Consider the following 5,794-nt stretch of genomic DNA (forward strand, 5'->3'; position numbering starts at 1 on the left):
GTGGTCTTCCAGTGACATCGTCACCTCAGTCTCTCGCTGACTAGGGTTAGACAGTTCAACCGTAAAGCTAGCGGTGGCGCCTTCCTCAACATCGAAGCTTGAAATGCTTTCTACTGTAGGCAAGTCGACCACGTTGATAGTCGTCGTCGCTGTTGCAAATTGTCCCTTGTCATCAAAGACTTTTATCTCGACACTTCGCGTCTCTTCACTAGGCGTGTCACTATCGTTACCAAAACGGAGGGACTTCAAGTACGACTCAAACACTGACGCCGAAGCCACTTGCGACTGGCCGTTGTCACCTAAGTAAGTCACCTTCACAGCATACATGTCATCGCTGTTTTCAATCAGTTCGACATCAAAACCATCGATATCTGTGTTCAATACATCGTTCGCGTCACCTTTGGTTAGCGTGATTGTCATTGATTCGATAGTATCTTTATCATCGAAGATATCCGCATCAGATGTCGCTATCGCTACGCCACTTTCATTACCTTCAACAAACGTCACTTCATGGTGAATCTCTGCTGGCTCTGACTTGACGATTTTGATGACAATATCATCAAAGTCATCATCGTCATTGTCGTTGCCTTTTTGGTCGTCGAAGCTAAGTACTATCAAACGGTCGAAATTGTCTGGCATAACAACATGAGAGCCACCCGGAATTAAGAAAAATTCAAGATTATCAATCGAAGTTAAGGGACCTAAGCCATTATGTGCTAGCAATGAGCCGACATCTGGGTCTAACTCATTGTTATTGCCAATCAGCACATGAAGCTTCTTATCTCCACCGTTACCATCATCGATATAGTAACCAAAGACATTGCTGTAGCCAGCCCCTTCGCTAACAAACTGAATATCGTACTCAGCACCGTTGAGGTCAATAGTCGGAGCCTCGTTATCTAGGATAGTTGCCACACCGACTTCAGCGGTGTCTTGCTGTGCCGTTTTACCTGATAAAGTGAAGCGCTCACGATCGTCAGGATGGTCATCATTGTTTGTAATAACGTCGACGGTAAATGAATCGTAACCCGCGGGCACCTTGACTGTGAAATTACCATCACTATCAGGGAAGGCATCTAGAGTGATTGGGCTAGCGCTTGGATTATCCGCACTAGCAAATAAGGTTATATCAACCTTTTTAGCATTATAGTCGCCCTTGTCTGGCTCACCATCAACACTTCGTGCAGAGTGGTCTTCCAGTGACATCGTCACCTCAGTCTCTCGCTGACTAGGGTTAGACAGTTCAACCGTAAAGCTAGCGGTTGCGCCTTCCTCAACATTAAAACTAGAGATACTCTCAACAATTGGATACTCGTCAATATTGACGATCTCCGGACTAGAGCTAATCAGATCCGTTCCTTCACCAATGGTGACAGTGAAGTTTTCATTTTGTTCATATATCCCATCTTTAACCGTCGGAATTAGAATAGCGAACTTACTTACTCCAGCTGGTACCGTAATTTGGCCATCCTTGTAGGTCACACCATTGGTGAACACGACATTTTTATATACTTCACCTTCACCAACTTCACCAAGGTCAACATCACTGTTCTTATCAGCAGCATCTCCGTCAACTCCAATGGCTATCGTAAAGGTTTGCGCTTCTAATGGCCCTTTGGCATTGCCTTCACCATCACCTAGCGAGACTTGGTATACAAGATTATCACCTTCATCGGCACTTGTTCCTTCAATACTCATAAGCTTGGCTTCAGGTTCAGGACGAGCGTGAACATCAACAGTTACCGTTGCTTCATCAAACCCACCTTGGTCATCAGTTATTTGATAATTGAAAGTTGCCTTGTCACCAGTGAAGTTATCATCTAAGTCAAACTCAACGTATTTCTTGCCATTTTCCTCAACAATTCTAGCTGTGCCATTATCTTCACCAAACACATAGGTAATTCGAATTGAGTCACCATCTTCATCTGAGTCATTAGCTAATAGTTGCTCTACTGGGATACGTACTACATCACCTTGGAAGCCCGCATAATTACCTGAACTGTTAGAAGCACTAAAGCCTGTTAAGAAGTAATCAGAAGAGTCACTACCACGCGCAGGCACTTCGGCGAAATCAACAGATTCAAACACCACTTGGTCAACCGGAAGGCCATTGAGGTCATCTGAATCAATTGTATAAGAACCCTGATTGTTAGTTTCATTCGCTGTAAACATGCCCGAAGCGACTGCAACACCGTCTAAGTATGCTACCCACTTGCCTTGCTCATGATTACCACCAAAGTCACCTTCGTTTTTGAACAGGTTTGAAACAGAGAAACTAAACTCAGTCGCAGGTTTATCCAGTTTGATTGACACTTGCTCTGAAATACCCGCATCTCGGTCATACTGAATTTGCTGCTCAATGCCACCATTTCTGTGACCAGCTACGCCAAGGTATTTTCCGCTAATATCGAGAGTTGGGGTCTCTGTACCAAAAGAAGCGGTAATTGACTGGACTCCTGGCACTATTGACCAATCATCGCCATTAAACTCACCTAAATTGACTGTCCAACCAGCAGGATCATCGTTAGCATCAGGAGCGTTGTTGCCTTGCTCGAGTGTTACTGTGGACACTTCACTTAAATTACCGTCAGTATCTACAACTTGATAATCAAAAGAATCGTCTGTGGAAGTCTCAAATGAGCGAAGTTCCCAGTTGCCTCGTCCTTCAGTGCCAAACTCGACTGAGACAATTTTTGAGCCACTCATATCCAATTGGAAAGTATCTGAAGGGATGGTTATCTGTTCAAATATGTCATAGCCGTTATTTTCGGTATTACTTACTTTGTAAGTATGGTCAGTCTTAATACCGGAATCATCTTCGAGTGTTACTTTAACAATTGCGTAGGAGCGATTGTCATGGCCCACATCCAAGGTATCAAAGAAATAACCACCTAAGCCATCTAGCCCTACTTTAATGGAATCAGCAGGATGTTCGGACAGATCAATAGTGATTGTTTCACCTGCATTAATCCCATCGCCTTTACCCACAGACAGACCATGTCCAATATGATTCGCATCACCTCGGTACTGATACAGCTCCTTACTGCCTGTGACAGTAATTTTCTCCCCATTTTCTAAGGTAAGAATCCTTTCCTTGCTGTTGGCTCCTTCTTCACCCCAGTTGTAAAACTCTTGATTGGTTTCGTTTTCACCCAGGTCACCAACAGGATCTCTAGAGTCATCACTAATACCTAAACTGAAACCTTCAAAGCGAGAACCTGACTCAAAGTGGATCGCATCGGGGCTAAACTGGATACTCGAATCTGGTGTACCTTGCCCATCAAATAGGTCATTTTTATCCAGCGCTCTGAATTGACCATTGCCTAGATCCAAGTACAGAAGTCCCTCATCAGGTAGCTCGGTAATGACTACTTTAATTTCTTTACCAGCCGCATCGTCTTCAATATCGGAAATGTGGTCTTTAGCTTCATCGATATCATCAAATACAATTTGAGTCTTGCCAGTACTAGAAACAGTTGCTAAGAAATCTTCAGATTCAGGTGGATCGTTAACCGGAGTTACATTCAACGTTACTGTCGCTTCATCTTCAGCGCCATTTCCGTCAGTCACTTTGTATGTGAACGTAACCTCACCATTGTAGTCATTTGCTGGAGTAAAAGTGATAGTTCCGTTTTCATAATCGACGTCAAAGTCCTTGGCAACCGGTAAACCATCTTCATCCAGTGGTTGAGATATCGAAGTCAAGATGATGCTAAGGTCATCGCCATCGACATCAGTATCATTCGCCAATAATTCATCAAACGAGATTGTGATTGGAGTGTCTTCTTCTGTAACTAGATTCGGTTGATTTATACCAGTTACTTTAATGTTGTCTAGCAGTGCACCGTAGCTATCAGAAGTACCGGCACCGGCAAAGCTTAACTGGGTAGAGTTTGTATCAACATCAAACTCGGCAGTCACTGTGTACCAGCCATCTGCACTCGGTACAGTTGAAATACTTGCATCAACCCAAGCAGGAACGTCTGATAGTGTTCCGTCAGCATTAACGGTAATTTGCTCTCCGCCAAAGCTAAAGGTCATACTAGATGATTCGTCTCCATCTCTACGAGGATTAAAGTCGAACTCTACCTTTACACTATCTTGACCAGCGGTATCGATGCTCGTCGTGATCACCGTATTCTCATGAGCGTCTAGCTCAGCAATGTATTGACCATCAGAGGCTTTATTAACAACACTCTCGTGTTGTATCTCTAGACCATTATTTGCAGTCCAGTCTCCTAGCTGTTTACCATCAATAACAGTCCAACGACCTGTACTGGTCATGTTTTCGAATGACTCGGTAAACAACACAGTATGACTAGTTTGATTGTAGGTGTCATCATGTGCAGCAGGACCGTCATTGCTGCCCGTCACCGTGATGGTGATGGTCTTCGGTGCACTCTCCGCACCATCGTCATCTTTCGCAGTGTACGTGAACGTCACATCGCGGGATTCGCCATCACCCAGATCATCAAAGTCACTGCCCGGGTTGAAGCGGTAGCTCCCGTCCGAATTGAACGTCAGTGTGCCGTTACCTGTGCCCACATTCTCTTTCAGACTGTAGCCATTGCTGTCCACCGTGCCGTCCACGTCGCTCGCCGCCGGCACATTGCTGTTCAGTACCCTATTTTCTTCCGTTGTGCCCGTGCCATCTTTCGCCACTGGCACGTCATTGGTACCGGTAACAGTAATAGTCAAAGTAGTATCATCAGTCGCCCCCAAGTCATCAGTAACTGTGACAGGAACTTCAATTACCAATTCCTCGCCTTCGGCCAAGCGATCATATGATGACGCGTCGAATGTGTAGCTACCGTCACTGTTCAGAGTTAACCCCTCAACAGTTGACGTAGTTGTGAACACCAAAGATTCCCCTACTGGAAGATCAACGTCGGTAGCCGTTAAAGTGCCCGTGATAGTCTGATCTTCGAGTAAATCGCGCTCTTGTGGCTCTGCTACTGGCACATCATTGACCGGAGCAACATCAATATTAACTACCAGCGTGTCGGTACCGCCGTTTCCATCGTCGACTACGACAGTAAAACTATCTGGGCCGTTATAGTTTTCATTTGGCGTATAAGTCCAAGTACCATCGGGGTTAACAACTGCGGTGCCGTTGGAAGGGGCTGTAGTTTGAGAGAAGGTTAGGATGTCAATTGCATTTTGGTCAGTCGCAGTTAGCGTGCCACTGATCGCGATATCTTCGTCAGTAACTACCGAAATGCTCTCACCGAGAGGGTCGTCATTAATATCAACAAAAACAGGTTCGAACAGACGGAACTGCTCTAACAAAGATAGGCTTTGGGTTTGAGATAATCCTAAAGACTCAAAACCTTGGGTAGAAAACTCGGTACTGGCAATGGTTTCGGTGCCCACACGGGTAACTGAACCAGAAGCAGTCAAACTTGAGCTAATTTGCCCACCAGCAGCCGTTGCGAAATCGTCACCTAGCTGAGTAGGGTCTTGGCCATCTTCTAATGCAGCAATGATATCTTCAACTTCACCGGTAATATCTTCCGGAACGCCTTCCGCATCGACCAACTCTACTTGAAGTTGCTGCCCGTCGACAGCGGGATCTGTATTAGCTTGTACAATCACTTCACCCGGCCTAGGAGATTCACCTTCGGCCAGTACTCGTACCGTACCGTTTAGGTCGATAACAATAACTTGATTGCCGGCAAGATTACCCATTGCTACGAAAGTACCAAAACCCATAATTTTAAGTCCTTAATCCTTGGCTGCTGCTGTTAGCCTTATTTGTGGTGACAATTAATTGTCACCACTTAGATTTGTAATC

1 protein-coding gene is annotated in these 5,794 nt (G+C 45.0%); it reads right to left on the reverse strand.

The genetic code is table 11. The features are described from left to right. Positions 1 to 5,712, reverse strand: a 5,712-nt coding sequence (locus QTO00_RS14045) for a tandem-95 repeat protein (protein WP_331425357.1), incomplete at its 3' end; no start/stop codon positions are given. Positions 5,713 to 5,794: the final 82 nt, after the last annotated feature.

It is taken from the genome of Vibrio sp. M260118, from assembly GCF_036533755.1.
GTDB lineage: Bacteria > Pseudomonadota > Gammaproteobacteria > Enterobacterales > Vibrionaceae > Vibrio.